At 57.8% G+C, this 24407-nt stretch carries 25 protein-coding genes; 12 read left to right on the top strand and 13 right to left on the bottom strand.

The genetic code is table 11. The features are described 5' to 3' along the window. Positions 1 to 4: 4 nt before the first annotated feature. From phoU to B0B09_RS03995, 6 genes are all read right to left on the bottom strand, one after another. Complete coding sequence (phoU, locus tag B0B09_RS03970) at positions 5 to 712, bottom strand: phosphate signaling complex protein PhoU (protein ID WP_055292842.1); 708 nt, start codon at positions 710 to 712, stop codon at positions 5 to 7. A 12-nt stretch (positions 713 to 724) separates the two neighbouring features. Further along, the gene (gene pstB, locus B0B09_RS03975) at positions 725 to 1486 is read right to left on the bottom strand and encodes a phosphate ABC transporter ATP-binding protein PstB (RefSeq protein ID WP_242654389.1); all 762 of its coding nucleotides are present in this window, start codon (positions 1484 to 1486) and stop codon (positions 725 to 727) included. Between the two features lie 49 nt (positions 1487 to 1535). Further along, complete coding sequence (gene pstA, locus B0B09_RS03980) at positions 1536 to 2876, bottom strand: phosphate ABC transporter permease PstA (protein WP_076658459.1); 1341 nt, start codon at positions 2874 to 2876, stop codon at positions 1536 to 1538. Further along, the gene (pstC, locus tag B0B09_RS03985) at positions 2873 to 4354 is read right to left on the bottom strand and encodes a phosphate ABC transporter permease subunit PstC (RefSeq protein WP_076658460.1); all 1482 of its coding nucleotides are present in this window, start codon (positions 4352 to 4354) and stop codon (positions 2873 to 2875) included. The genes pstA and pstC overlap by 4 nt, the downstream gene beginning before the upstream one ends. Before the next feature lie 134 nt (positions 4355 to 4488). Further along, entirely contained in the window at positions 4489 to 5517 is a 1029-nt protein-coding gene (locus B0B09_RS03990) for a substrate-binding domain-containing protein (protein WP_076658461.1), read from the bottom strand. 105 nt (positions 5518 to 5622) lie between these two features. Beyond that, a complete protein-coding gene (locus B0B09_RS03995) occupies positions 5623 to 6660 on the bottom strand; it encodes a sensor histidine kinase (RefSeq protein ID WP_076658462.1) in 1038 nt (345 codons plus the stop codon). A gap of 331 nt (positions 6661 to 6991) precedes the next feature. Here B0B09_RS03995 and B0B09_RS18050 point away from each other — a divergent pair, with 331 nt between their 5' ends. Next, the gene (locus B0B09_RS18050) at positions 6992 to 7204 is read left to right on the top strand and encodes a hypothetical protein (protein ID WP_207552129.1); all 213 of its coding nucleotides are present in this window, start codon (positions 6992 to 6994) and stop codon (positions 7202 to 7204) included. Here the strand turns inward: B0B09_RS18050 and B0B09_RS04005 are convergent, their stop codons facing one another. From B0B09_RS04005 to B0B09_RS04015, 3 genes are read right to left on the bottom strand one after another with little or no spacing between them, the layout of a single operon-like run. Next, on the bottom strand, positions 7205 to 7729 hold the full coding sequence (locus B0B09_RS04005) for a gamma carbonic anhydrase family protein (RefSeq protein WP_076658463.1): 525 nt from the start codon (positions 7727 to 7729) through the stop codon (positions 7205 to 7207). Further along, positions 7726 to 8364: a guanylate kinase gene (gene gmk / locus B0B09_RS04010; RefSeq protein WP_076658464.1), complete on the bottom strand. Its 639-nt coding sequence runs from the start codon at positions 8362 to 8364 to the stop codon at positions 7726 to 7728. Before gmk ends, B0B09_RS04005 begins: the two co-directional genes overlap by 4 nt. 3 nt (positions 8365 to 8367) lie before the next feature. Continuing rightward, on the bottom strand, positions 8368 to 9246 hold the full coding sequence (locus B0B09_RS04015; RefSeq protein ID WP_375342213.1) for a YicC/YloC family endoribonuclease: 879 nt from the start codon (positions 9244 to 9246) through the stop codon (positions 8368 to 8370). Between the two features lie 200 nt (positions 9247 to 9446). On the opposite strand from B0B09_RS04015, the gene B0B09_RS04020 reads away from it, so the two are divergent. Beyond that, positions 9447 to 10094: a PAS domain-containing protein gene (locus B0B09_RS04020; RefSeq protein WP_242654338.1), complete on the top strand. Its 648-nt coding sequence runs from the start codon at positions 9447 to 9449 to the stop codon at positions 10092 to 10094. On the opposite strand, the gene B0B09_RS04025 is transcribed toward B0B09_RS04020, so the two are convergent. Beyond that, positions 10095 to 11465: a class II 3-deoxy-7-phosphoheptulonate synthase gene (locus B0B09_RS04025; protein ID WP_055292853.1), complete on the bottom strand. Its 1371-nt coding sequence runs from the start codon at positions 11463 to 11465 to the stop codon at positions 10095 to 10097. It abuts the gene before it with no gap. Between the two features lie 182 nt (positions 11466 to 11647). Between B0B09_RS04025 and B0B09_RS04030 the strand changes: the two genes are divergently transcribed. The 10 genes from B0B09_RS04030 to B0B09_RS04070 all read left to right on the top strand — a co-directional run bounded on the left by B0B09_RS04030 (position 11648) and on the right by B0B09_RS04070 (position 22756). Next, entirely contained in the window at positions 11648 to 12649 is a 1002-nt protein-coding gene (locus B0B09_RS04030; protein WP_055292854.1) for a GlxA family transcriptional regulator, read from the top strand. 9 nt (positions 12650 to 12658) lie between these two features. Further along, complete coding sequence (locus B0B09_RS04035) at positions 12659 to 14341, top strand: DUF1963 domain-containing protein (RefSeq protein WP_076658467.1); 1683 nt, start codon at positions 12659 to 12661, stop codon at positions 14339 to 14341. A gap of 159 nt (positions 14342 to 14500) precedes the next feature. Further along, positions 14501 to 15697, top strand: coding sequence for an ABC transporter substrate-binding protein (locus B0B09_RS04040; protein ID WP_055292856.1), 1197 nt, complete (start codon positions 14501 to 14503; stop codon positions 15695 to 15697). Positions 15698 to 15790: 93 nt separating this feature from the next. Then, a complete protein-coding gene (locus tag B0B09_RS04045) occupies positions 15791 to 16576 on the top strand; it encodes an ABC transporter ATP-binding protein (RefSeq protein ID WP_055292857.1) in 786 nt (261 codons plus the stop codon). Next, complete coding sequence (locus tag B0B09_RS17855) at positions 16573 to 16731, top strand: hypothetical protein (protein ID WP_165689289.1); 159 nt, start codon at positions 16573 to 16575, stop codon at positions 16729 to 16731. Before B0B09_RS04045 ends, B0B09_RS17855 begins: the two co-directional genes overlap by 4 nt. Before the next feature lie 68 nt (positions 16732 to 16799). Next, positions 16800 to 17555, top strand: a complete 756-nt coding sequence (locus B0B09_RS04050) for an ABC transporter ATP-binding protein (RefSeq protein ID WP_055293399.1) — start codon at positions 16800 to 16802, stop codon at positions 17553 to 17555. A 2-nt stretch (positions 17556 to 17557) separates the two neighbouring features. Then, positions 17558 to 17896 (top strand): hypothetical protein, encoded by a 339-nt coding sequence (locus B0B09_RS04055; protein ID WP_076658468.1) that lies wholly within the window; start codon positions 17558 to 17560, stop codon positions 17894 to 17896. A 31-nt stretch (positions 17897 to 17927) separates the two neighbouring features. Further along, positions 17928 to 18938: a branched-chain amino acid ABC transporter permease gene (locus B0B09_RS04060; RefSeq protein ID WP_055292859.1), complete on the top strand. Its 1011-nt coding sequence runs from the start codon at positions 17928 to 17930 to the stop codon at positions 18936 to 18938. Next, complete coding sequence (locus B0B09_RS04065) at positions 18935 to 20236, top strand: branched-chain amino acid ABC transporter permease (protein WP_076658469.1); 1302 nt, start codon at positions 18935 to 18937, stop codon at positions 20234 to 20236. Before B0B09_RS04060 ends, B0B09_RS04065 begins: the two co-directional genes overlap by 4 nt. A 57-nt stretch (positions 20237 to 20293) precedes the next feature. Next, positions 20294 to 22756 (top strand): penicillin acylase family protein, encoded by a 2463-nt coding sequence (locus B0B09_RS04070; RefSeq protein WP_076658470.1) that lies wholly within the window; start codon positions 20294 to 20296, stop codon positions 22754 to 22756. A 287-nt stretch (positions 22757 to 23043) separates the two neighbouring features. On the opposite strand, the gene B0B09_RS04075 is transcribed toward B0B09_RS04070, so the two are convergent. Genes B0B09_RS04075 through B0B09_RS04085 form a run of 3 tightly spaced genes read right to left on the bottom strand, consistent with a single transcriptional unit; the run spans position 23044 to position 24394 of the window. Next, positions 23044 to 23844: a crotonase/enoyl-CoA hydratase family protein gene (locus B0B09_RS04075; RefSeq protein ID WP_076658471.1), complete on the bottom strand. Its 801-nt coding sequence runs from the start codon at positions 23842 to 23844 to the stop codon at positions 23044 to 23046. Continuing rightward, on the bottom strand, positions 23841 to 24053 hold the full coding sequence (locus tag B0B09_RS04080) for a hypothetical protein (protein ID WP_076658472.1): 213 nt from the start codon (positions 24051 to 24053) through the stop codon (positions 23841 to 23843). Before B0B09_RS04080 ends, B0B09_RS04075 begins: the two co-directional genes overlap by 4 nt. A gap of 11 nt (positions 24054 to 24064) precedes the next feature. Beyond that, entirely contained in the window at positions 24065 to 24394 is a 330-nt protein-coding gene (locus B0B09_RS04085) for an NIPSNAP family protein (protein WP_076658473.1), read from the bottom strand. Positions 24395 to 24407: the final 13 nt, after the last annotated feature.

The following is a 24407-nucleotide window of genomic DNA, read 5'->3' on the forward strand; positions in this document are numbered from 1 at the left end:
TGGTTTAGCCCGGATCTGTCACATAAGCTGTTTTGTCACTTTTCGGCCGCGCCTCTTCCGGCATTTCACCGGTCACCAGATAGATGACCTGTTCGGCCATATTCGTGGTCAGATCGCCCATGCGCTCGATATTTTTTGCCATGAAATGCAGATGCATGCAGGGCGTAATATTGCGCGGGTCTTCCATCATGAATGTCAGAAACTCGCGGAAGAGCGCGTTATACATCTGATCCACTTCCTGATCGCGCTGGCGCACGTCCTCGGCCAGTTCCGCATCCCCGCGCAAATAGGCATCCAGCGTGTCCTTGAGCATCTGCTCAACCTCGCGCGCCATGCGCCGCAGGGCCGCGTCAGACCCGTTGACCGAGTTCATTTCGACAAGCACGCTTGTGCGTTTGGCGATATTCTTGGCGTAGTCGCCGATCCGCTCAAGCGATGCCGCAAGGCGAAGCACTGTAAGAACGGAGCGTAAGTCTTTGGAAACAGGGGCGCGCAGGGCAATGGTACGTGCGGCCTCGTCATTGATCTGGATCTCCAGCGCATCAATGCTCTTGTCGCCTTCGCGCACTTCTTCAGCCAGTTCGGTGTCACGGTCCGAAAGGGATTTGACCGCCTTGAGGATTGCCTCTTCAACCTGACCACCCATCTGCATGATCAGCGTGGTTATCCCTTCGAGATCACGGTCATAGGCCGACGAAATATGATCGTTCATAGCGGTGTCTCCTTACCCGATCCGGCCGGAAATATAGCTTTCCGTCCGCGGGTCTTGCGGGTTGGTAAAAATCTTGTCGGTGTCATCGTATTCGACCAAGTTACCAAGGTGGAAAAACGCGGTTTTCTGGCTTACACGGGCGGCCTGTTGCATCGAGTGGGTGACGATCACCACCGAATAGCTCTGGCGGAGCTCGTCGATCAGTTCCTCGACCTGCGCTGTGGCAATCGGGTCGAGCGCAGAACATGGCTCGTCCATCAGCAACACCTCGGGCGCAGTCGCGATGGCGCGCGCGATGCAAAGGCGCTGCTGCTGACCACCTGACAGGCCGGTGCCGGGCTTATCAAGCCGGTCCTTGGCCTCTTCCCAAAGGGCGGCCTTGCGCAGGGATTTTTCGACAATCACGTCCAGATCAGCCTTGTTGCGGGCCAGACCGTGGATCTTCGGGCCGTAAGCCACATTATCATAGATCGACTTCGGGAACGGGTTCGGTTTTTGAAACACCATGCCGACCTTGGCACGCAGCTGTACGGGATCAATGCGCGGGTCATAGATGTCTTCGCCGTCAATCAGGATGTCGCCCGATACTCGTGCGATATCAATGGTGTCGTTCATCCGGTTGAGACAGCGCAGGAAGGTCGATTTCCCGCAACCTGACGGGCCGATAAATGCTGTGACAGTATTGTCGGCGATCTCGACACTGACATCCTTGATGGCATGTGTTTCGCCGTAATAGACTTGTACGCCGCGGGCGCTGATCTTGGAATCTTGCATCGTGCTCATCTTTCGGTCCACTGGTATCATATCTTTCATATCTGGGCTCCTACCAACGGCGCTCGAATTTGCGGCGCAGGATGATTGCGATGATGTTCATGGTCAGCAGGAAGATCATCAAGATGATAATCCCACCCCATGCTTTTTCAAAGAAGGCTTCGTCCGACCGGGCAGCCCAGGTGTAGATCTGCGCCGGCATCGCCGAGTTCGGATCAAGCAGGCCAGAAACCAACCCGTCAGGGTATTCACGCGCTACGTAACCCACCATACCGATCAGCAAGAGCGGGGCGGTTTCACCCAATGCCTGCGCCAGCCCGATGATCGTGCCGGTCAGGATACCAGGCATGGCTAGCGGCAGCACATGGTGAAAGACCGATTGCATCTTCGATGCCCCTACCCCCAGTGCCGCATCGCGGATGGATGGCGGGACAGATTTCAACGACGCCCGCGTCGAGATCACGATTGTCGGCAACGTCATCAGCGTGAGCACAAGGCCACCGACCAGTGGCGCCGACTGCGGCAGATGCGCAAACTGGATAAATACGGCCAGCCCGAGAATACCGAACACGATGGACGGGACCGCCGCAAGGTTCGAGATATTCACCTCGATCAGGTCGGTCCAGCGGTTCTTTGGTGCAAACTCTTCCAGATAGATCGACGCGGCAACGCCGATGGGCAGCGACAAGAGCAGAACAACCATCATCATAAAGAAAGACCCGATGACCGATGCGCCTATCCCTGCGCCGCCGGGGTTATCAACACCGGTGTCCGTGCCGGTAATGAAATTCCAGTCAAATGCACTTCCGATGATGCCCGCATCGACCAGTGCATCAACCAAATCAAGGTCGGCAACTTCTAAAAAGCGCCCGTCAACAACCATGTCTCGGGTCAGTTGGCCCTGCAAATAGCGGTCAACGCGGCTGGCCGCCGAAAGTTCAAAATCAACAGGTTGCCCGATCTGGTCGGGGTTTTCGCGATAGTATGTGCGCAGGTCACCGCCGACCTTACCCATCACACGCTCGATCGTATCGCCATCAAAATCCACGTCCATCCCACGCTCTTGCAGCGTCCGGGTGACGTCGTTCACAAAAAACTCTGTGTAGGCCGCGGTCTTGAGCATCTTGCTCTCGGCCTCGTCGAATTGTTCCTGTGTCAGCGTAAATTCAACATTCACAACCGTTTGCGTAAAGGCGGGCAGACCGCTGCGCAGGATCGAGACGACCAGGAAAATCAGGAAAACCAGACCAACGATGATGGCCAGCAGCCCGTACATCTTGAACCGTGCCTCGGCCGCGTTGCGTTTCTTCATCAACGGGCTTTCGGAGAGCAGCGATCCATGCGCGGCCGGTGCGGCTTTCCCACCGGACATATCTGTTGCGGCGTCGGTCATTCGTACTGCTCCCGGTACTTGCGGACGATGTAGAGGGCAAAGACGTTCAACCCGAGGGTCACGACAAACAGGCTGATCCCGAGGGCGAAGGCCACCAGCGCCACAGGCGAGGAAAAGTCGCTATCGCCGGTCAGCTGGCTGACGATTTTTGCCGTCACGGTTGTCATGGCATCAAAGGGGTTCATCGACAGACGCGCCGCAGCACCCGCCCCCAGCACCACGATCATCGTTTCCCCGATGGCCCGAGATGCGGCAAGCAGGATCGCACCCACAATACCGGGCAGCGCGGCGGGAATGATTACCTGACGCACGGTTTCGGAATGAGTCGCGCCAAGCCCGAGCGAGCCGTCGCGCATGGCTTGCGGCACAGCATTGATGATGTCATCCGACAAAGAACTGACAAAAGGGATCAGCATCATGCCCATCACAAGGCCTGCGGTCATTACGGCGGTACCGCCGGACATCCAGTTGACCCCCAACATCCCGCCTTCGCCAAAAACATCTACCAGCAGCGGCCCGACCGTCAGCAGTGCAAACAGACCGTAAACGATGGTCGGGATACCGGCCAGCACCTCGAGCATCGGTTTGGCCACGGCCCGCACCGACTTGGAGGCATATTCTGACAGGTAAATGGCCGCGAAAAGCCCGATCGGCACGGCGACGAGAAGTGCAATGAACGAAATGTAGAGCGTGCCCCACAGCAGAGGCAATATCCCCAACTGGGATGACTGGCCGCGCCCTGAAAAACTGGGCGACCAGTTCAGACCAAAGAAGAAGTCGGCGGCCGGATAGAGCTTGAAGAACTCATAGGTGTTGAAGATCAACGACAGGACAATGCCGACCGTTGTCAGGATCGCGATAGATGCGGCAAGGATCAGAACCGTCAAAATACCCTTTTCAACAACGTTGCGCGCGCGGTAGTCCCGCGTGATGACGCGCCATGTCAAGACAAGACCGCCCAAGGCGATCGCGATCACAGCAATGGTCTTGAGCCAGTTGCCCGTCCACGCCATCTCTCTGTAACGCTGCGCTGCCTGCAACGTCTCCGCGCTGACACCTGACCCAAGCGCCACCCCCACTTCGGCAAGTCGCTCGCGCACATCGGTGAAATCCGTCTGCATATCGGATGCGGCCTGTTCGGTCATGGCGCCTCGGGCCACAGCCACATCAAGCCCTTCGGCAACGCGGCGCACATCCGACATGATCAGGCCAAGCGAGCTGCCTTCTGCGATTGCCTCTTGGTCGATCATCCCCGAGACCGAATTGTTGATTATGAAAGGCTGCACGATCAGCCAGACAGCCAAGGCCACTGCGGCAGGGACAACAGCATTCAGCGCCGTGTTGGCGCCATAATAGTTGGGGAGCGAATGCAGATTGCGGCGGTCACCTTCGGCCGCGGCCATTGCACGGGCGCGCCCTGCAAAAAACCCGAGCACGCCAAGCACAGAAATGACCAGCAGGATCAGAGTGTTCGCCATTGATTGCCCCTTTTGCAGCGTTTCATCCACAAGCCCCGCAAGGCTTTGAGGACCGGATAAATGCTACAACCGCATATTGAAAGGAATTGTTCGGCCCCGGCGCGAAGCCGGGACCGAACAGAGCCGTATGGCTCTTAGTTCATTGTCACGTTGTTCATGACAGCCTGTTGTGTCGCAGCGAGCTCTGGGTCGGACACCAGACCGTAGGCCGCCAAAGGACCGGATGGACCCGCAACTTCGTCAGAGATGAAGAAGTTTGCGAATTCCTGCAGGCCGGGGATCACACCGATATGTGCCGCCTTGATGTAGAAATACAGCGGGCGCGATACAGGGTAGACGCCTGCAGCGATTGTCTCGGTTGTTGGCTCAACACCGGACATTGTTGCCACTTTCAGCTTGTCTGTGTTGTTCTCGTAGAACGCCAGACCGAACACGCCGATGCCATTGGTGTTTGCGGCAATACGCGCCAGTGTTTCTGTATAGTCGCCGTCAATGTCGACAGACCGACCGTCTGTGCGGACAGCCAGACATGCATCTTCTGCGTCATCTTCGGACATACCGCCAGCGATCATGGCTTCCATTGCACCCGTGGCTTCGCAGCCAGCGGCGATCACTTGCTCTTCGAACACTTCGCGTGTGCCGTGCTTGGTGCCCGGGATAAACGCCAGAATGTCTGCATCTGGCAGATCAGCGTTGAAGTCGGACCATTTTGTGTGCGGGTTCTCAACCAGCGCGCCGTCAACCATGACCATGGGCGCCAGCGCGTTGAAGATGTCGGAAGGCTCGAATGCAGTGAATGCAGGACCGTCGATTTGCGATGCAAAGACGATGCCGTCATACCCGATGCGGACTTCGATGATGTCTGTCACACCGGCTTCGGCGCAGGCCGCAATCTCGTTCTCCCGAATGGCACGCGATGCATTTGCAATGTCGATGGTGTTTTCGCCGACACCTTCGCAGAAGCGCGCGAGACCCGCAGAAGAACCGCCGGATTCGACGACAGGTGCCGGAAAGTCAAAGTTGTCGCCGAATGCTTCGGCAACGATGGATGCATAGGGCAGCACTGTGGAAGACCCCGCAACCTGCACGTTGTCACGTGCAAAAGAAGTTGTGGCAGTAAGGGCAATCGCCGCGGTCGTCGCGGTCAGCTTCATGAGAGACATAAAAACACTCCTGTCTGTCAGGTTTCGGTGAAGCGCGAGCCGCCCCACCATCGCGGCCCGTCTATGCCGCCTTCCCGAAGCTTTTGTGACACTTATGTAAAAGTTTTATGACAGTCGGGCCGTTGGCAGAAAAACTGACACAGTGGTCCCCTCTCCCAGCTGGCTTTCGATCGTCATGCGCCCGCGATGCCGGTTGATGATGTGTTTGACAATCGCAAGCCCGAGACCGGTGCCGCCCACCTCGCGCGACCTGTGGTTATCAACGCGGTAGAATCGTTCGGTCAAGCGCGCCAGATGATGTTCGGCAATGCCCTCGCCTTTGTCTGTCACTGTGATTTGGACCGCTTCCGCGCGCAAGCGCTGGTGCATGGTGCGCGGCATCAGCGCCACCCTTACCTCTTTTCCGGTCGCCCCGTATTTGATCGCGTTCTCCACCAGATTGGTAAACACCTGCACCAACTGCCCCGCATCACCCGGAACGGTTTCTTCGCCTGCAACCAGAGCAAGGGCAACCGAAACACCCGCCGCCGCTGCCTGCGGTTCTAACCCCTTGATCACCGAGGCCAGCAATGCGCCCAGTTCCACCTTTTCGCGGGGCCGGACCCGTTCATCCTCTTCCACGCGGGTCAGTGACATCAGATCATCCACGAGCCTGCGCATCCGGTTCGCTTCATGTGCCATGATGTCCAGAAACCGCGTCCTCGCGACCGGATCATCCTTTGCCGCCCCATTCAATGTTTCAATAAAGCCCAGCAAGGCGGTCAGGGGCGTACGCAACTCATGGCTGACATTGGCCACAAAATCGCGGCGCATCTGACCCGCCTCTTCCGAGGCTGTCTGATCTTCAAATGTCAAAACAATATCCCTTTGCGCCGCGGCAACACTCACTTTGTAGATCACGTCCTTGGACCCTGATCGTCCGGTATAGCGGACGGATGCGCCCTCACCGGTCCGCCGTGTCTCGGCAATGGCGGCAAGGACCGCTGGTTGTCGCAGAGCGGTGATATAGTGCTTTCCCAACAGGTCCGGCCCAAGAATCACATCGACCGTCGCGTTTGATGCGCGCACGCGCTCATCCTGGCCGATCACCAGGACCGGCATTGGAAAGGCTTGGATGATGGAAACAATTTGTTCGAGCGTCATGCGTTTTTCCTAAAGCGTTTCAATGAAGTCGGAAAGCCTGAGACAACATGCCTCACCAAAGTAGCAGATTTGGCGCAATCGTGAGTTGAAACACCGATTAAAAATTTCATAGTGGGAGTTACTATTTCTCATTACGTGACATGGTTTATGAATGCAAAATTCTGCACGGCATCCATCCGCTGTCTTTCCCGCACCTGAGTTAGCGTCGGCTGATCGGATATTAGTGATCGGAAATCTGTCGCGATGGAGCGCCGAGGGCCGCAGTGTCGTCCCGTTTGAGAATGTACAATTTATTGATCCATCTCGTTTAACGGCCGAACTGCTTGATGCAGTGAATCCAGATTTGATCCTGTCACCTCTTTGGGGGGACGCGTTTGATGTGATTGACGTGGCGCAGCAGTTGGTCGGATTGGGCTATCAAGGCCGGTATCGTGCCATTAGCGAAAATATGCCGGATGTCGCCATGATCCTCAAAGAAGTCCGCACGCAAGCTGAGGGGCTCGACTTCGACCTGTTGTCGCTGCCGCCACCCTGTCAGAAATAGTCAGGACAGTTGCTTGAGGTCACGCCGGAAGCGCGCGGCGTTTTCCTGATAATGCAGGGCCGATAACCGCAGTCCGGCAATCGCCTCGGCGTCCAGTTCCCGCACGACTTTGCCCGGGGCACCCATCACAAGGCTGCCATCGGGGATCACTTTGTTTTCCGTAATCAACGCACCTGCACCAATCAGGCAGTTGCGGCCTATGACGGCCCCGTTCAGGATCGTGGCACCCATACCGATCAGGGTGTTTTCCCCGATCACACAGCCGTGCAGCATGACCTTATGGCCGATGGTACAGCCAGGCCCAATTATAAGCGGAGATCCCATATCGGTGTGCATCACGGTATTTTCCTGCACATTGGTCCCTGCACCCACTGTGATCCGCTCATTATCACCGCGCAGGGTGCTGCCGAACCAAACGGAGGTCTTTTCTTCCAGCACAATGTCGCCAATCAAGTGACAACCCGGCGCGACCCAGGCATCATCCGCGATCTGTGGGGCGATTTCACCCAAAGCGTAAAGGCTCATGATCTTTCTCCAAATTCGGTCTGCAAGGTGCGCACATGATCCACCAATTGCGGTTGCTGAGAGCGGCGCAGACGCTCGGCGCTGATGATCGTCTTGAGCTGCTCTTCGGTCTTGTCCAGATCATCATTCACAAGGACATAGTCATAGCCGTCCCAATGGCTGATCTCGTCCCAGCTTTTCTGCATCCGGCCTTCAATCACCTCGGGTGTATCCTGACCACGGCTGACAAGACGCCGGTGAAGTTCTGTAATGGATGGGGGCAGGATAAAGATCGACAGGACATGTTCCTGCAACGATGAGTTGCTGATCTGCTGTGCGCCCTGCCAGTCGATGTCGAACAGCACATCGCGCCCGCTGTCGATGGCCGCTTTCACTGGGGCCTTGGGCGATCCGTAGTAGTTCCCGAAAACCCGCGCATGTTCGAGCATCTCTTGGGCGGCAACCTGCGCCTGAAACTCGGGCACCGAGACAAAGAAATAATCTTTGCCGTTCTCCTCACCCTCACGCGGCGCGCGTGTTGTGGCCGACACCGAAAACCGCAGTGTGTCATCCCACGCCCGCAGCCGGCCTGCCAGCGTGGATTTCCCAGCCCCCGAGGGTGACGACAGGATGATCAATAGGCCGCGTCGGGTCATGTCTTACTCCACATTCTGTATCTGCTCGCGCATCTGGTCGATCACTGCCTTGAGATCAAGGCCGATGGCCGTCAGCGGTGCTGCCTGCGCTTTGGCGCAAAGTGTATTGGCTTCACGGTTGAATTCCTGTGCCAGAAAATCAAGCTTCCGGCCCGCAGGTTTGGGTTCGTCCAAGAGTGCCCGCGCCGCTGCAACATGCGCTTTCAGGCGGTCGATTTCCTCGGTCACATCCGACTTTACGGCCAGGAGGGCCAGTTCCTGTGCCACGCGCGCGGGTTCAACCTCGGCCACATCGTCCAACACACGGCGCAGTGCAGCAGTCAGGTTTGCTTTGACCTGCGGCGCACGGGCCTCGGCGGCTTGGGCGGCCGCTGCGATCAAACCGGCAATCTGGTCCAACTGATCGCGGATCACCGCCGCAAGGGCAGCCCCCTCGCGCGCGCGCATGTCAACGAAATCGGCGACCAGAGGGGCAATATCGTCAATCAACGCCTGCGCCAAAGCTGCGGCATCATCCTCGGGCTTGGCAGGGATCAATACGCCGCGCTGCGCCAGAACATCCGCCGCCGTTGGTTGGCCAAGCGTGACACCCATGGCAAAAGCACGTTCCTGCACCAAGTCCAGCGCTGTGAGCACTGCATCAAGATAGGCTTCATCCACGGCCAGTGCACCTGTCGCGTCCTCACGCTGCAATCGCAGGTTCACAGTGACATTCCCGCGCGACAGCGCCTTGCCTAATGCGGCGCGCAGTGCTGGTTCCAGCCCCTCAATCCCGTCAGGCAATCGCAACCGTATGTCCAGCCCCCGCGCATTGACCCCCCGCATTTCCCACGCCCATGAGGCCGTATCAGATGCGCCTGTCCGGCTTGCGAAGGCTGTCATAGAGTGTGTCATGGGATGCACCGATCTGTCTTTGTTTGCCTGCACCTAATGCCAATCGACATGATGGGGCAAGAGGCGCATTGCCAGAGACAGATTAACTAATTTACACTTTCTTAAATGATTTGAGTTCAGCATTTTGATACAAAAACTTTAACGCGATGTGAATGAGTGCTCCTGTGTTTGGAGAAGAAAGAGTGATAATGAGCAAAGATATTTATGACGATCTGATCGAACGCCGGCGCGGTGAGATGTCCGCGAAAAACGATCTGATCCTCAAAAACCTAGAGGAATACTGGCAAACCCTGCGGCACGCCCAACGGCTTCCGGCGCGCAATGATGTGGCCCCCAGCCGGATCGACGACGCCCTGCCCCATGCCTTTATCCTTCAGCGCGTCGCCCCCGGCACAGCGCGGTTCAGGGTCGCAGGCCAACGGCTTCATGATCTTCTGAAAATGGATGCGCGCGGTATGCCATTCAGCACGATTTTCCTTCCAGAGGCACGGGACTCGGTGCAGGCCTTGATGGAATCCGCGTTCAGCTCTCCTGCGATTGTCAGCATTCCACTGGTCTCACCGGCCACAATCCTGCGGCCTGCGTTGCGTGGAAAGGTCCTGCTGCTGCCATTGCGCGACAGCGACGACGATACCACACGCATGCTGGGTGCTTTGGTCACTGACCCGGACACTGCAAATCGCCCACGGCGTTTCGCAATCAACACAGCAGAGCGTATCCGGCATGAGCGCATCGGTTTGCGGCTCGCCCCGACACCGCTGTTTCCCACACCACCAACAGCAAGGCCGGACGCAACAGTACGCCCGGCCCTGAGACTGGTTGTCAATAACGGGTGATCAGCCCGCCTTGGCCTGTGCCATTGCGGTGCGGCGCGCAGACAATTCCTCGGCCACGAGGAATGCCAGCTCGAGCGACTGGGATGCGTTCAGGCGCGGATCGCAGGCGGTGTGGTAGCGGCTTGACAGATCTTCGTCTGTCACAGCGCGGACACCGCCGGTGCATTCGGTCACGTCTTTGCCGGTCATCTCGAAATGCACACCACCTGGCACGGTGCCTTCGGCGTTGTGGATCGCAAAGAATTCCTTCACTTCGCGTAAAACACTCTCAAACGGACGTGTCTTGTAACCGCTGGAGGATTTGATCGTGTTGCCGTGCATCGCGTCACAGGTCCAAACGACGTTGGCACCCTCTTCCTCGACGGCCTTGATCAGACGCGGCAGGTGCTCGCCCACCGACCCTGCGCCAAAGCGCGCGATCAGGGTCAAACGGCCCGCTTCGTTCTTGGGGTTCAGCGCGGCCATCAGCGCCTTGAGGTGTCCGGTCGTCATCGACGGGCCGCACTTGAGACCGATCGGGTTCAGCACGCCTTTGCAGAATTCGACATGGGCGCCGTCCGGCTGGCGTGTGCGGTCACCGATCCAGATCATGTGACCCGAGCCTGCCAGCCATTTGCCTGAGGTCGAATCCAGACGGCACAGCGCCTCTTCATATTCGAGCAACAATGCTTCGTGGCTGGTGTAGAAATCCACCGTCTGCAATTCATGGTTCGTCTCGGTCGTCAGACCGGCAGCTTCCATGAAGTCCAGCGTGTCGCTGATACGGGACGCCATATCGCTATACTTCTTCACTTCATTGCTGTCGGTAAAGCCAAGTGTCCACTTGTGGACTTCATGCACATTGGCAAAACCACCGGTGGAGAAGGCGCGCAGCAGGTTCAGTGTGGCCGCTGCCTGCAAATAGGCCTGCAACATACGCTCCGGGTCGGGGATGCGGCTTTCGGGTGTGAAATCGAACCCGTTGATGATGTCACCACGGTAGCTTGGGAGTTCAACACCATCGACTGTTTCGGTGGGCGCAGAGCGTGGCTTCGCCATCTGGCCGGCCATGCGGCCCACCTTTACCACAGGCACTTTCGCGCCATAGGTCAGAACCATCGCCATTTGCAGCATCACCTTGAAGGTGTCGCGGATGCCATCTGCGCCGAACTCTGCAAAGCTCTCGGCGCAATCGCCGCCTTGCAAAAGAAAAGCCTCGCCCCGGCTCACAGCGGCGAGTTCGGCGCGCAGATTGCGGGCCTCGCCTGCAAACACCAGTGGCGGATAGCTTGCAAGACGACGTTCAACAGCGTTCAGCGCGGCTTCGTCGGTATACTCAGGCATCTGGACCCGGGGCTTTTTGCGCCAGTCAGATTTTTGCCAGTCAGTCATCGTCTTGCTCCATATCGGGGTCGGTTAGCGTTATCAGCCCAAAGCGTATAGCGCGTGCATACCAGCAGGCCAATGGCAAAATGCACGGCATAGCACGGCCCTGCTTGCGCGACTTTTCCCTTGTCCACAGGCGTCAAACCTGTTGATGTCTGCAGCGGAAGAGACCCGCCAGAAAGAGAACGATGCTCAACGACCCGCAGATCGTGGACGTAGACCACATTGGCAAACCACGCCGGTTTGTTTTCGCACTGATGGCCGATTTTACCATGCTCAGCTTTGCGGCAGCAATCGAAAGCCTGCGCATTGCGAACAGAACCGCGGGCAAAGAGCTGTATTCGTGGATCATTGTCAGTGAAGATGGCGCCGAGATCAGCTGTTCCAATGGCTGCGTTTTTCGCGTGAACCAAGGGCTGGATGAGCTTGAGCGCGATGATACCATCATGTTGTGCGGTGGTATTGATGTGCAAAAGGCCACCACGAAACGGCTGCTGAACTGGCTGCGCCGCGAGGCGCGGCGCGGTGTGACTGTCGCAGGGCTTTGCACGGCGGGCTATACGATGGCGAAGGCAGGGTTGCTTGATGGCAAGAAGGCCACGATCCATTGGGAAAATCAGGATAGTTTCGCCGAAGAATTCGAAGAGGTGCAACTGACCAAGTCGATCTTTGTGGTTGATGGCAACCGGATTACGACCGCAGGCGGGACGGCCTCGATCGATTTGATGATCAAACTGATCGCCGATGAACATGGTGAGGAACTGGCCAATGCGGTGGCCGATCTTCAGATCTATTCCGCGATCAGGACCGATCAGGACACACAGCGCCTCTCGATCCCGACACGCATCGGCGTGCGGCACCCGAAACTCAGCCGCGTGATCCAGATGATGGAACAAAACATCGAAGACCCGATCAGCCCCGCGGTTCTTGCCAAAGACGTGGGCATGTCCACCCGCCAGCTTGAGCGGCTGTTCCGGCGCTATCTCGCGCGTAGCCCGAAGCGCTATTACATGGAACTGCGTCTGCAAAAGGCGCGCAACCTGCTGATGCAGACCGATATGACGGTGATCAATGTGGCGCTGGCCTGTGGGTTTGCGTCGCCTTCGCATTTTTCCAAATGCTACCGATCACATTACGACACCACGCCCTACCGTGAGCGTGGCAGTCATGCAGCCCGGCTGCCCGGGTAATCCGATGCGATGGGACTGAAGCTGCTCAAGATGATACTTCTGATCCTTGGGATCGCCACCATTGGTCTGTCGTTCTACGCGCATCTTGTGAATGATACTTATCTTCGGTCAACAGCATTTAGCCTTTTGGCGGTGGTGCTGGCAGCGGCCTATGCCTTTGGCATGTTTCGCCGTAAACCGGTTGTGAAAGCACCAAAGGCGCCCCCCGCCCGCAAAGTGGTGAAAGACAATAGTGCCCGACAGCAGCGGCGTCCGAACCCTGCGCCGCGCCCTGCCCCGAAGGCCATCGTTGAAGAGGACGACGACCTGAAAGATGACGAGCTTTATATCGTTTTCTCTCGTCTTGCCGGTCACAAGACAGGCGACGCTTTCCGGGTCCATGTCCACGAGATCATTCAAAAGAATGCCCTGCCGAACCTGACTACAGAAGAGATCGACCGGATTGCCGCCGAAATCGACCGCCGTGATCTGCGCGGCAAGACGTTCAAGCGCACGCCCGGGATCGCACTGGTCCGGATGCAACGTGCCGATCTTGATGTGGAATATGGCGGGACCAGCTGGCTGGGGGGGCTCCCGACCTTGGGGGATACGCCGTGGCCACGGGATGAATTCGGCCGCGCGATGCACCATCTGGCGCAAATTGACCTTGATACTGTTCCTGATCCGCTCTTGCCAGCTGGCATGCCACAAAACGGCGCGCTGTCGTTCTTTATGAATACGGCAACTGACGGGCCCCGTCAGGGCAAGGTGATCTATTCGCCAACAATCGGAAATACCGCCACCGAACCGCCCGCTGATCTGGTGCCGATCTATCACGGGCCGGACTGGGGCTATTATGTCAAAGGCCATGCCCGCGAAACAGCTCCCGACACGTTTCCCCGCTGGCCTGTCGAATTCGTGCTGCTGCCCATGACAAACCAAAACCGGGACGATGACGCCCACGAACTCATGGGTGATCTTTTGCCGTATCAGGCCGCAGGAGAGCTTTCACCGCAAAACTACCGTACAACCCTACCGGATTTCGCGCGCCCTTGGTTCTGGGATACGGCCTACCGGTTTACGATGTCGGTGCGTTTGGCCCGCGACGACATCCAAGACACGTTGCAGAATGCCAAGAAACGGGTCCAGCAATACGGGCCAAGCTATCAGGCTGCTGTGGATATAATCCGGCGCGATCAGGATGCGTTTTCCGCCTTTGTCGATGAGGTCAGCATCTGGGCCGTGTCACATGAACCGTGGGACCGGATGCGCCCTGAGGATGCCGCACAGTTGGAAACCTATTTTGCCCAAGTGCGCGACAATGGCGCAGAGCCAGGCCGCTTCAAGCCGTTCTATCAGTTCACCCAAGGTGAACTCATCAGCGTGCAGGAAGCCGCAACCGCCACGCTTGTGGCCGCTGCAAATGCAGCCCCCGAGGTCTATGCGACACTGCCTTTCGAGGTGCGCGACGATATCGACACACGTTACCGGATCGCCAATGTCGGCCGCTGGCACCAGATGTTCGGCCTTGGTTTCAAGATCGGATCGGCCGCATCAACGCACACACACCACCATCTGCTGCTGCAACTGCACTCGGACCAGCTCGTGAACTGGATGTGGGGCGACCGTGGCGTGGTGCAATTCTGGATCAGCGAAGAGGACCTCATGGCGCAGAACTGGGACGCGGTCGAGATGACGCTCGAAGAGAATTAGCGCAATCCGGCTCAATAAATACCCCACGGCGCATTCAAACAGTCAAATTGGCTTACAAACCCCTATTCAAAGGGACAAATTCCTGTCGTTCCGGCTTTCCTTTTGGAAAGCGGCTGATAAATTAACTCAGGATAAAAAATCCAACTTGGGAGAATAGTAATGAAAAAACTTATGTTGGCGACCTCTGCTGTCGCCATGATCGCTGGTGGTGCCTATGCCGCTGGTCACGCTGAAGAAGTAAAGATCGGCGTGATCCTCGGCTTCACCGGCCCGCTTGAATCGATCACACCCGCCATGGGTGCCGGTGCCGAAATGGCGATGGCCGAAGTGACTGCAGCCGGCACATTGCTGGGTGGCGCGACTGTCACTTCCGTGCGCGGCGACAGCACATGTATTGATGCGGGTGCCGCCACTGCAGCGGCCGAGCGTCTGGTCACATCCGACGCGGTTGACGCGATCATGGGTGCAGACTGTTCCGGCGTGACCGGCGCGATCCTGCAAAACGTTGCACGTCCGAACGGCGTTGTAATGATTTCGCCATCCGCAACATCGCCTGGCCTGTCGACAGCCGAAGATGACGGTCTGTTCTTCCGCACAGCCCCATCCGACGCACGTCAGGGTGTGATCATCACCGAGATCCTGCAGGACCGTGGTGTGAGCGAAGTTGCGTTGACATACACAAACAACGACTACGGCAAAGGTCTTGCCGATGCGTTCCAGGCCGCTTTTGAAGAAGCTGGCGGCACAGTCACAATTTCCGCAGCACATGAAGACGGCAAAGCCGACTACTCTGCCGAAGTGGGCGCGCTGGCATCCGCCGGTGGTGAAGTGCTGGTTGTTGCCGGCTATGTTGACCAAGGTGGTTCTGGCATCATCCGCTCATCCCTCGACAGCGGTGCGTTTGACACATTCTACCTGCCCGACGGCATGGTTGGTGCGGTTCTGAACGACAACTTCGGTGCGGAACTGAACGGGTCTTTCGGCGCCTACCCCGGCACCGATAACGCCGGTGCAGGCATTTTTGTTGAATTGGCAGAAGCAGCAGGCTTTGACGGCACAGGTGCATTTGCCCCTGAATCCTATGACGCCGCAGCGCTGATCATGTTGGCGATGCAGGCGGCTGGTTCGAAAGATCCCGCTGACTACAAAGATCACATCTTTGATGTGGCCAACGCACCCGGCATCGAAATCCTGCCCGGCGAACTGGCCCGCGGTCTAGAGCTGATCGCAGCTGGCGAAGACATCGACTATGTTGGTGCATCGGCAGTTGAACTGATCGGCCCCGGTGAATCCGCTGGTTCCTATCAGGAAATCGAATTCGCCGACGGCGTCTATTCCACTATCAACTACCGTTAATCGGTTGATTTGATCCAGAAACGGCGCGGGGTTTCCCCCCGCGCCGTTTTGCAAAACAAGACACGGAAAAACCCGTGCGCAAGGGGATGTGCGATGATTGTTGTTGAAGATGTGGTCAAGACCTTTGGGGGCTTTCGTGCCGTTGATGGCGCGACACTGACCATCGCAGAAGGTACGATCACAGGGCTGATTGGCCCCAATGGTGCGGGAAAAACAACGCTTTTCAATGTGATCGCAGGCGTTCTTAAACCAACCTCGGGCCGCATCACCATGAATGGCGAGGACATCACCGGTCTGCCGCCGCATGAATTATTCCACAAAGGGCTGCTGCGCACCTTCCAGATCGCGCATGAATTTTCCTCGATGACTGTCCGCGAGAACCTGATGATGGTGCCCGGTGATCAGTCTGGCGAGAAACTCTGGAACACATGGTTTGGCCGCAAACGTATCGCCAATGAAGAGCGCGCGTTGCAGGCGAAGGCCGACGAAGTCATTGAATTCCTAACGATTGATCATCTGAAAGAAGAGAAAGCCGGCAACCTGTCCGGCGGGCAGAAAAAGCTGCTCGAGCTGGGGCGCACCATGATGGTTGACGCCAAGATCGTCTTTCTGGACGAGGTCGGCGCAGGTGTGAACCGCACCCTGCTGAACACCATTGGTGATGCGATTATCCGCCTCAACAAGGAACGCAACTACACCTTTGTTGTCATTGAACACGACATGGATTTCATCGGGCGTCTTTGCGATCCGGTGATCTGCATGGCGGAAGGCCACGTTCTGGCCGAAGGGACCTTGGACGAGATCAAGGCCAATGAGCAGGTGATCGAGGCCTATCTCGGCACCGGGTTGAAAAACAAAGACAAGGTAAGTGTGACATGAAATTCCTACTGACCATTCTTCTAGGGGCCATTTTGGGCTCTGCGGCGACCTTCTATTACATCTATCTCAACCATGCGGATGGGACCGAGCAGGCGCTGATGCGCGACACGCTTTTGACCTATGCGCCCTTCCTTGAAGAGTACATCACCCCGTGAGTGACAATCCCTACCAGAACGACCGTGGCAACAAGGACCGGTCGATCGCCAATCCCAATGGCGGCACAATGACGCCGGGCAAGAACACCGCCCGCAACAGCCAGTCCAATCCGGGTGAACCGTTCCTGATTGGTGATGCAATGACCGGTGGCTACGGAAAAGGCCCCGACATCCTGCATTCCTGTACAATTGCTGCGGAAAAAGGCGAAATCGCCGTGATTGTCGGCCCGAATGGCGCCGGTAAGTCCACCGCGATGAAAGCTGTGTTCGGCATGTTGAACGTCAACCAAGGTGCTGTGCGCCTTGATGGCGAGGATATCACCCATCTGTCCCCGCAACAGCGTGTTGTGAAGGGCATGGGGTTCGTGCCGCAGACCTCGAACATTTTTACGTCGATGACCGTGGAAGAGAACCTTGAGATGGGCGCCTTCATCCGGCGTGATGATTTCCGCGATACGATGACACAGGTCTATGACCTTTTCCCGATCCTCAAGGAAAAGCGCAATCAGGCCGCGGGCGAGCTCTCAGGTGGCCAGCGTCAGCAGGTCGCCGTAGGCCGCGCGCTGATGACACAGCCCAAGGTGCTGATGCTGGATGAGCCGACCGCCGGTGTGTCGCCTATCGTGATGGATGAGCTTTTTGACCGGATCATCGAGGTTGCGCGCACGGGGATCCCGATCCTGATGGTGGAACAGAACGCCCGCCAAGCGCTTGAGATCGCCGATAAAGCCTATGTTCTGGTCCAGGGCCGCAACGCCCACACCGGCACCGGCAAAGAACTGCTCGCGGACGAACAGGTCCGTCGCAGTTTCCTGGGTGGATGAAAATGGCAGCCGTTCTTTGCGCCACGATTGTCGGGCCTGCCTGTGCGGATACCGTCAGATGCGACTTTTCCGGTGTGGCGGTCGCTTTTGCGATTGATGCGTCACAGTTTGCGCCCGCGCAGGATGCATCCGACCCGCCCCGTCGCCAGCTTACCACCGTGCAGATGGGTGACGCCGCGTTTTCCGCAGAGCCGTTCATCATTGGCGATACCCGCGGGTTCTGGACCACACAGGATGACGGTGCCGAGGTTGTGCTTGTGATGCAGCCTGATGGTGGCGCCGTCTACTCCGATACACGCAACGTCACGCCGATGACGGGCACCTGTGAGGTGCTGCAATGACTAGAATACTGAACGCTGGGGATCGTTTCTCATGGATTTTCTGAACGCGATTGTCGCATTCGCAAACTTCGTTTTTGTGCCGGGCCTTGCCTACGGCGCGCAGCTCGCTATCGGCGCGCTGGGTGTCACGCTGATATATGGCATCCTGCGGTTCTCGAATTTTGCCCATGGTGACACGATGGCCTTTGGCACAGCGATCACCATTCTGATGACGGGCCTGTTGACGACGGCAGGGATCACCTTTGGCCCGCTGCCCACTGCCCTGCTTGCCCTGCCCGTTGGCATTGGTGCAACGATCCTGCTTTTGCTTGGCATCGACCGTGGGGTTTACAAATTCTACCGCGATCAGAAGGCCTCGCCGGTGATCCTTGTGATCGTGTCGATGGGTGTGATGTTCGTGATGAACGGCATTGTGCGTTTCATTATCGGCGTGCGCGACATCAATTTTGCCGATGGCGAGCGGTTCATTATCACCGCCCGTGAATTCCGCGATATGACCGGCCTTCAGGAAGGTCTGGCGATCAAGACCACCCAAGCGATCACGGTTGTTGTGGCTTTCATCGTCATGGCGCTGTTGTTCTGGTTCCTCAACAAAACACGTACCGGCAAATCCATGCGCGCCTTTTCCGACAACGAGGATCTGGCGCTATTGTCCGGCATCAACCCTGATTGGGTGGTCAAGGTCACATGGATGATCGTTGCGGCCCTCGCCACCACCGCCGGTGTGCTTTACGGGCTGGACAAGTCTTTCAAAGCCTTCACCTATTTCCAACTGCTGCTGCCGATCTTTGCCGCTGCCATCGTGGGTGGCTTGGGCAATCCGCTGGGGGCAATTGCGGGTGGTTTCGTGATCGCCTTCAGCGAAGTCACCATCACCTATGCGTGGAAAAAGGTCCTGACCTATCTGTTGCCCGAAAGCCTGGAACCTGACGGGTTGGTGCAGCTTTTGTCCACCGATTACAAATTCGCCGTCAGCTTCGCGATCCTGATTATCGTGCTGCTGTTCAAACCGACGGGCCTCTTCAAGGGACAATCCGTATGAGCACTACAGTCAAAGATACCGCCCTCTTCGGTCTTGTCGCCGTCCTGTTGATCGGGACCGGCCTGATCCAAGGCTGGAACTCGGCCCTTCTGATCCTGAACATGGGTCTGATTTCGGCCATTATGGCGCTGGGTGTGAACCTGCAATGGGGCTTTGCGGGTCTGTTCAACATCGGTGTCATGGGTTTTGTGGCGCTTGGTGGACTTGCCGCTGTGCTGGTCTCGACCGAGCCCGTGCCAGAAGCATGGCAGGCTGGCGGTCTGCGGATTTTTGCAGGCCTGGCCTTGGGCGCCCTGACTGTCGTTGCCGCCGTCATCGCGCAAAAACGGCTTGAGGGACGCACGAGAACCATTGTCACGCTGGTGATCCTTGTGGGCGGTTTCTTTCTCTATCGCGCTGTGTTCGATCCTGCAAAGGACGCGATTGAGGCTGTAAATCCCGCCTCGACCGGCAACCTTGGCGGTCTGAACCTTCCCATCCTGTTGTCCTGGCCTGTGGGTGGCCTGCTGGCTGCCGGTGCAGCGTGGGTGATCGGTAAAACCGCCCTTGGTCTGCGCTCTGATTACCTTGCGATTGCGACGCTTGGCATCGCTGAAATTATCATCGCGGTGATGAAGAACGAAGACTGGCTGGCGCGGGGCGTGAAAAACGTCATCGGCCTTGATCGTCCGGTGCCGTTTGAAATTGACCTGCAACAGGACCCTGTGTTTGTGGAACGCGCCGCAAGCGTGGGTCTTGATCCGGTCTTGGCTTCAACGCTTTACACGAAAATGGCCTATGCGGTGCTCTTCACCATTGTATTGCTGATCCTGCTGTGGCTGGCGCAGAAGGCACTCAAAAGCCCATGGGGCCGCATGATGCGCGCGATCCGCGATAATGAAACTGCCGCCGAGGCGATGGGCAAAGACGTGACCAAACGGCATTTGCAGATCTTTATCCTCGGTTCAGCGATTTGCGGGATCGCCGGTGCGATGATGACAACGCTGGATGGTCAGCTGACACCGGGCACTTATCAGCCGCTACGCTTTACCTTCCTTGTCTGGGTCATGGTGATCGTCGGCGGGTCCGGTAACAACTTTGGTGCGGTGCTGGGCGGCATGCTGATCTGGTGGCTCTGGGTGCAGGTCGAACCGCTCGGTCTGGGGCTGATGAACATCCTCAGCAGCGGGCTTGAGGACGGGAGCGCCATGAAAGACTGGATGATTGAATCTGCGGCCCATATGCGTCTGCTGACCATGGGTCTGGTGCTGCTTCTGGTGCTGCGGTTCAGCCCGCGCGGGCTGATCCCCGAACGCTAACTTGTCCTTGCTGTCTGCCCTGCTACAACGGGGCAGACACAACACCCCGAGGACCATATGGCGTTTGTTTTTCGCTGGCTCATCCGGCTTGCCACTGCCCTGATCATTCTAGGCGTCGCTGCGATTGCGCTCGTTTATTATTTCGCGTCACGCTCGCTGCCGGAATATAACGCCAACCGTGAAGTTGCGGGAATTGCGGCACCTGTCGAAATCGTCCGCGATAACGCCAATGTCCCGCATATTTTTGGCCAAACCGACAATGACGTCTATTTCGCGCTGGGGTACGCCCACGCGCAGGACCGTCTATGGCAGATGACAATGCTGCGGCGCACAGCCCAAGGGCGCTTGTCTGAGTTGTTCGGCGAACGGACACTGGGCATTGACGAGGTGCTGCGGCGCTTTGATCTTTATACAACGGCCGTGGCTTCGGTGAACGTGCAAACGCCCGAAACGAACGCCGCTTTGGGGGCCTATGCGCGCGGCGTAAACGCATGGCTGGCCGAGGTGAACACAGGGGCGCTGGGGCGTGGTGCGCCGGAAATGTGGCTCTTCAATCATGCGATCGCACCTTGGCAGCCTGCCGATTCCATTGCGATCCTGAAACTGATGGCGCTGGACCTGACGTCGAACCTTGAGGATGAGGTCCTGCGCGCCCGCACCTCGCTCTTGCTTGAGAACGACCGCCTGCGCGATATCCTGCCCGACGATCCCACCAGCGCCACTGCGGCCCTGCCCGAATACACAAGCCTGATCCCCGGAGTGCCCAACTACACCCCCAACATGCGGCTGGCCTACGATCCGCTCTCGCCGCTGAAACCCGCACCGCTTTCGGGGGCCTCCAATGCATGGGCGGCCAGCGCATCACGCTCGGCCACAGGCTCGACACTGCTGGCCAACGATCCGCATCTGGGGCTGACCGCGCCATCCATCTGGTATCTGGCACGGCTTGAGCTTGAAACAGGTGGCATCATCGGCGGCACGGTTCCCGGCATGCCGCTTGTGCTGACCGGGCGGAGCGACGTGCTCGGATGGGGCCTGACAAGCGCCTATGTCGATGATCAGGACGTGATGGTGGAAGAGATCAACCCCGAAAACCCTGAAGAATACCGCACCCCGACAGGCTGGGCCCCATTTCGGACCCGCGATAGTATCATCAATATCAAGGATGCCCCTGCCGTGACCCTGCGCCTGCGTTGGACGGCGAATGGCCCTGTGATGCCGCGGGGCCAGTATGACCTTGGCACCATCACCCCCCCGGGGCACGTGACTGCGATCTCATGGACCGCGCTGTCCGACCGCGACACCTCTATGTCTGCCGGCTTCGCCATCAACCATGCCCGCACGGTCGAAGAGGCCATCACAGCAGGTGCGGATTTCATCGCGCCCGCCATGAACCTGACATTGGCGGATCGCAACCGGATCGCCATGAAAACCATCGGCGCCATCCCTGCCCGTGATGCAGCGCACCAAAGCCAGGGCCGCCTACCCGCCTTTGGCTATCTGCCTGAAAACCGCTGGCAAGGGCGGTTTCCCTATGGCGACAACCCGGAATTCCTTGATCCCCCCGGCGGGATCTTGGGGAACACCAACAACAAGACCGTCGACCGGCCCTTTCCCTTCCACGTCACACACAGATGGGGGGACACGCAACGGATCAACCGCTGGCGGCGTCTGATGCAGGCGCGCGAGGTGCATACCCGCGACAGTTTTATCGAAACCCAGCTTGATACGGTCAGCTTTGCCGCGCGGACGCTGTCGACGCTGATGGGTGCAGATCTGTGGTTCACCGGCGATGCCGCCGCCGAAGGCACCCCCGAACGCCGCCGCCAGATCGCGCTGGACCTTTTGTCGGCATGGAACGGCGAGATGAACGAACACCTGCCGGAGCCGCTGATCTATGCAGCCTGGACCCGCGCATTCCAGCAACGCCTGATCCGCGACGAATTGGGGCCATTGGCGGAAGAATTTACCCATGTCGAGCCGGTATTCATCGAACGCGTGTTCCGCGATATCGACGGGGCCAGTGTGTGGTGCGATGTGATCCAGTCCGCGCCAGTGGAAACCTGCACCGATATCGCGCGGCAATCGCTGGATGATGCACTGGTCTGGATCACCGAGAATTATGGCGAAGCGATCGAGGCCGTGCGCTGGGGTGACGCCCATGTGGCGACCCACGACCACCCCGTACTGGGCAACACCCCGATCCTTGAATGGATCGTGAATATCCGCCAGTCCACCAGCGGCGGCGATCACACCCTGCAACGGGCCAAGACATCGGGCATGGACCCGCATCCGTTCCACAACGTCCACGCGGCAGGCTATCGCGGCGTCTATGATTTCGCCGATCCCGACAGTTCTGTGTTCATCAACTCCACAGGGCAATCCGGCCACCCGCTGTCACGGCACTACGACAATCTGGGCGAGCTGTGGCGGCGCGGCGAATACATCCCGATGTCACTCGATCCCGATCTGGCGCGGGCTGCGGCGGTTGGTGTGACAGTGTTGCGGCCGGTGGAGTAGGATCGTGCAGAGTTGCAGCGAAAGTCGGCTGTGAGCCCATTTTGACCAATGCTATGTGGTGAACAAATGACTGGTTCGCAGAAAACTGGAAATCGGTCTAGTGCTCCCTTCCCAAAGTTGCCATGCAATAATTTTGACTACTTGTGCGTTTCAGTCCGTCGAAGCCGTCAGTCGTCGCAGTCGCATAATTCAAGCGACGAGGAAGGCTAAGATTCGTGCTCCTTGAATTTGGCCGGCCGATGTCTGCTTCAGAACATTATTTCTGCACTCAACCTGGTTCACCAACTTCAGGTCCCATCGAATCTACCTTCCCTGCGTTCGAGGAGAGCTGAAACCGCTTCGGCGTGATCTTGCGTTTGGTGAACAGCACCTTGGTAGGCAGCGGCTAGTTCGAGGACTTGATCCAGCGTTGAATTGGTGCCCTCGCGCATCAAACGTTTGGTAAGCCTTAGTTGGCGAGGCGGGTTGCGTGCAATGCGTTTCGCCATGGCCATGGCTGCTTCCATCAAGCCTTCGGGCGGTGTGACCTGCGACACCAACCCCCAAGCTAAGGCCGTTTCGGCATCGATAGGATCTGCGGTAAAGGCCATCTCTGCCGCGCGTGACAGGCCGACCTGACGCGGCAAAATCCAAGACCCACCGTCGCCTGACACAATCCCCACATTGACGAAGTTCTCAGCAAAAACAGCTGCTTCAGACGCAATACGAATGTCGCAAAACAGTGTCAAATCACAGCCCGCGCCATAGGCCGGACCGTTCACGGCGGCGATCATCGGCACTTCTACGGACCAGACTGCTTTGGCCACGCGCTGGATACCAGCGCGGTAGCTGTTGCGCACAGCGATGGCATCTCCGCCGAAAATGCCTTCCTTGTCACGCATATGTTTTAGGTTGCCGCCCGATGAAAACGCCTTGCCCGCACCCGTCAGGATCGCACAGCGGATTGACTGGTCTTGGTTCAACCAATCCATTGCGGCGCAAAGATCATTCACAACATCCGCATCGGTGATCGGGTTGCGCAGGTCCGGCATGTTGAGCGTTAACGTGGCGATCCCGTCTTGATAAGTCACAAGAAGTTTGTCGGTCATGGCTGGCCTTTCAAGAACAGAACCGCACCTGCGGCTTCCAATCCGTTGATATCAAAGTCGCTGGGGTCAAAGGGCTGGCTGAGGACAGCAAAGCTAGCCCTCAATTCAGGCGCCGCCTTGGGCGGAATGGGTGGCGTTTGCGGCGGTTTCAGGGGCGAGGCGACGCCCTGTAAAAGGGGGCCGTCAATTGCAACGGGGCCGGTGCGCATCCCGCGCGGCTTTATTTGATCGTCGAAAATGACGTGGGAGATAAAAAGCTGGAGGCGATGTTGGCGACAACCTCGCCGTGCGCCTTTTGATGGGCTGCTCGCGCGGCAACCCATTCTGGGTCGCTGGCAAAGGCATTCCAAAGCTGTTCACGTTCTGCCAGCGACTCCCATGCCAAAAAGTAGGTCAGATCGTGGTTTTTAGTCCCGACCAGCGTGGTGAAGAACCCAGCTGGACGCAGGCCCATTCGGTCCCAAATCTTCAGGGTCGTCGTTTCAAAACGTTCCAATAGGGCTGGCATGCCGCCCGGAACGCAGGAATAAACGCGCATCTCGTAGATCATTAAATGTCCTTCG

The sequence above is a fragment of the Yoonia rosea genome, assembly GCF_900156505.1.
In the GTDB taxonomy this organism is placed as follows: Bacteria; Pseudomonadota; Alphaproteobacteria; order Rhodobacterales; family Rhodobacteraceae; genus Yoonia; species Yoonia rosea.

Excerpts from the sequence above, each read along its gene's own strand:
- phoU (WP_055292842.1), bottom strand. The coding sequence starts at position 712 with ATGAACGATCATATTTCGTCGGCCTATGACCGTGATCTCGAAGGGATA.
- pstB (WP_242654389.1), bottom strand. The coding sequence starts at position 1,486 with ATGCAAGATTCCAAGATCAGCGCCCGCGGCGTACAAGTCTATTACGGC.
- pstA (WP_076658459.1), bottom strand. The coding sequence starts at position 2,876 with ATGACCGACGCCGCAACAGATATGTCCGGTGGGAAAGCCGCACCGGCC.
- pstC (WP_076658460.1), bottom strand. The coding sequence starts at position 4,354 with ATGGCGAACACTCTGATCCTGCTGGTCATTTCTGTGCTTGGCGTGCTC.
- B0B09_RS03990 (WP_076658461.1), bottom strand. The coding sequence starts at position 5,517 with ATGTCTCTCATGAAGCTGACCGCGACGACCGCGGCGATTGCCCTTACT.
- B0B09_RS03995 (WP_076658462.1), bottom strand. The coding sequence starts at position 6,660 with ATGACGCTCGAACAAATTGTTTCCATCATCCAAGCCTTTCCAATGCCG.
- B0B09_RS04005 (WP_076658463.1), bottom strand. The coding sequence starts at position 7,729 with ATGAGCCTTTACGCTTTGGGTGAAATCGCCCCACAGATCGCGGATGAT.
- gmk (WP_076658464.1), bottom strand. The coding sequence starts at position 8,364 with ATGACCCGACGCGGCCTATTGATCATCCTGTCGTCACCCTCGGGGGCT.
- B0B09_RS04015 (WP_375342213.1), bottom strand. The coding sequence starts at position 9,246 with ATGACAGCCTTCGCAAGCCGGACAGGCGCATCTGATACGGCCTCATGG.
- B0B09_RS04020 (WP_242654338.1), top strand. The coding sequence starts at position 9,447 with ATGAGCAAAGATATTTATGACGATCTGATCGAACGCCGGCGCGGTGAG.
- B0B09_RS04025 (WP_055292853.1), bottom strand. The coding sequence starts at position 11,465 with ATGACTGACTGGCAAAAATCTGACTGGCGCAAAAAGCCCCGGGTCCAG.
- B0B09_RS04030 (WP_055292854.1), top strand. The coding sequence starts at position 11,648 with ATGCTCAACGACCCGCAGATCGTGGACGTAGACCACATTGGCAAACCA.
- B0B09_RS04035 (WP_076658467.1), top strand. The coding sequence starts at position 12,659 with ATGGGACTGAAGCTGCTCAAGATGATACTTCTGATCCTTGGGATCGCC.
- B0B09_RS04040 (WP_055292856.1), top strand. The coding sequence starts at position 14,501 with ATGAAAAAACTTATGTTGGCGACCTCTGCTGTCGCCATGATCGCTGGT.
- B0B09_RS04045 (WP_055292857.1), top strand. The coding sequence starts at position 15,791 with ATGATTGTTGTTGAAGATGTGGTCAAGACCTTTGGGGGCTTTCGTGCC.
- B0B09_RS17855 (WP_165689289.1), top strand. The coding sequence starts at position 16,573 with ATGAAATTCCTACTGACCATTCTTCTAGGGGCCATTTTGGGCTCTGCG.
- B0B09_RS04050 (WP_055293399.1), top strand. The coding sequence starts at position 16,800 with ATGACGCCGGGCAAGAACACCGCCCGCAACAGCCAGTCCAATCCGGGT.
- B0B09_RS04055 (WP_076658468.1), top strand. The coding sequence starts at position 17,558 with ATGGCAGCCGTTCTTTGCGCCACGATTGTCGGGCCTGCCTGTGCGGAT.
- B0B09_RS04060 (WP_055292859.1), top strand. The coding sequence starts at position 17,928 with ATGGATTTTCTGAACGCGATTGTCGCATTCGCAAACTTCGTTTTTGTG.
- B0B09_RS04065 (WP_076658469.1), top strand. The coding sequence starts at position 18,935 with ATGAGCACTACAGTCAAAGATACCGCCCTCTTCGGTCTTGTCGCCGTC.
- B0B09_RS04070 (WP_076658470.1), top strand. The coding sequence starts at position 20,294 with ATGGCGTTTGTTTTTCGCTGGCTCATCCGGCTTGCCACTGCCCTGATC.
- B0B09_RS04075 (WP_076658471.1), bottom strand. The coding sequence starts at position 23,844 with ATGACCGACAAACTTCTTGTGACTTATCAAGACGGGATCGCCACGTTA.
- B0B09_RS04080 (WP_076658472.1), bottom strand. The coding sequence starts at position 24,053 with ATGCGCACCGGCCCCGTTGCAATTGACGGCCCCCTTTTACAGGGCGTC.
- B0B09_RS04085 (WP_076658473.1), bottom strand. The coding sequence starts at position 24,394 with ATGATCTACGAGATGCGCGTTTATTCCTGCGTTCCGGGCGGCATGCCA.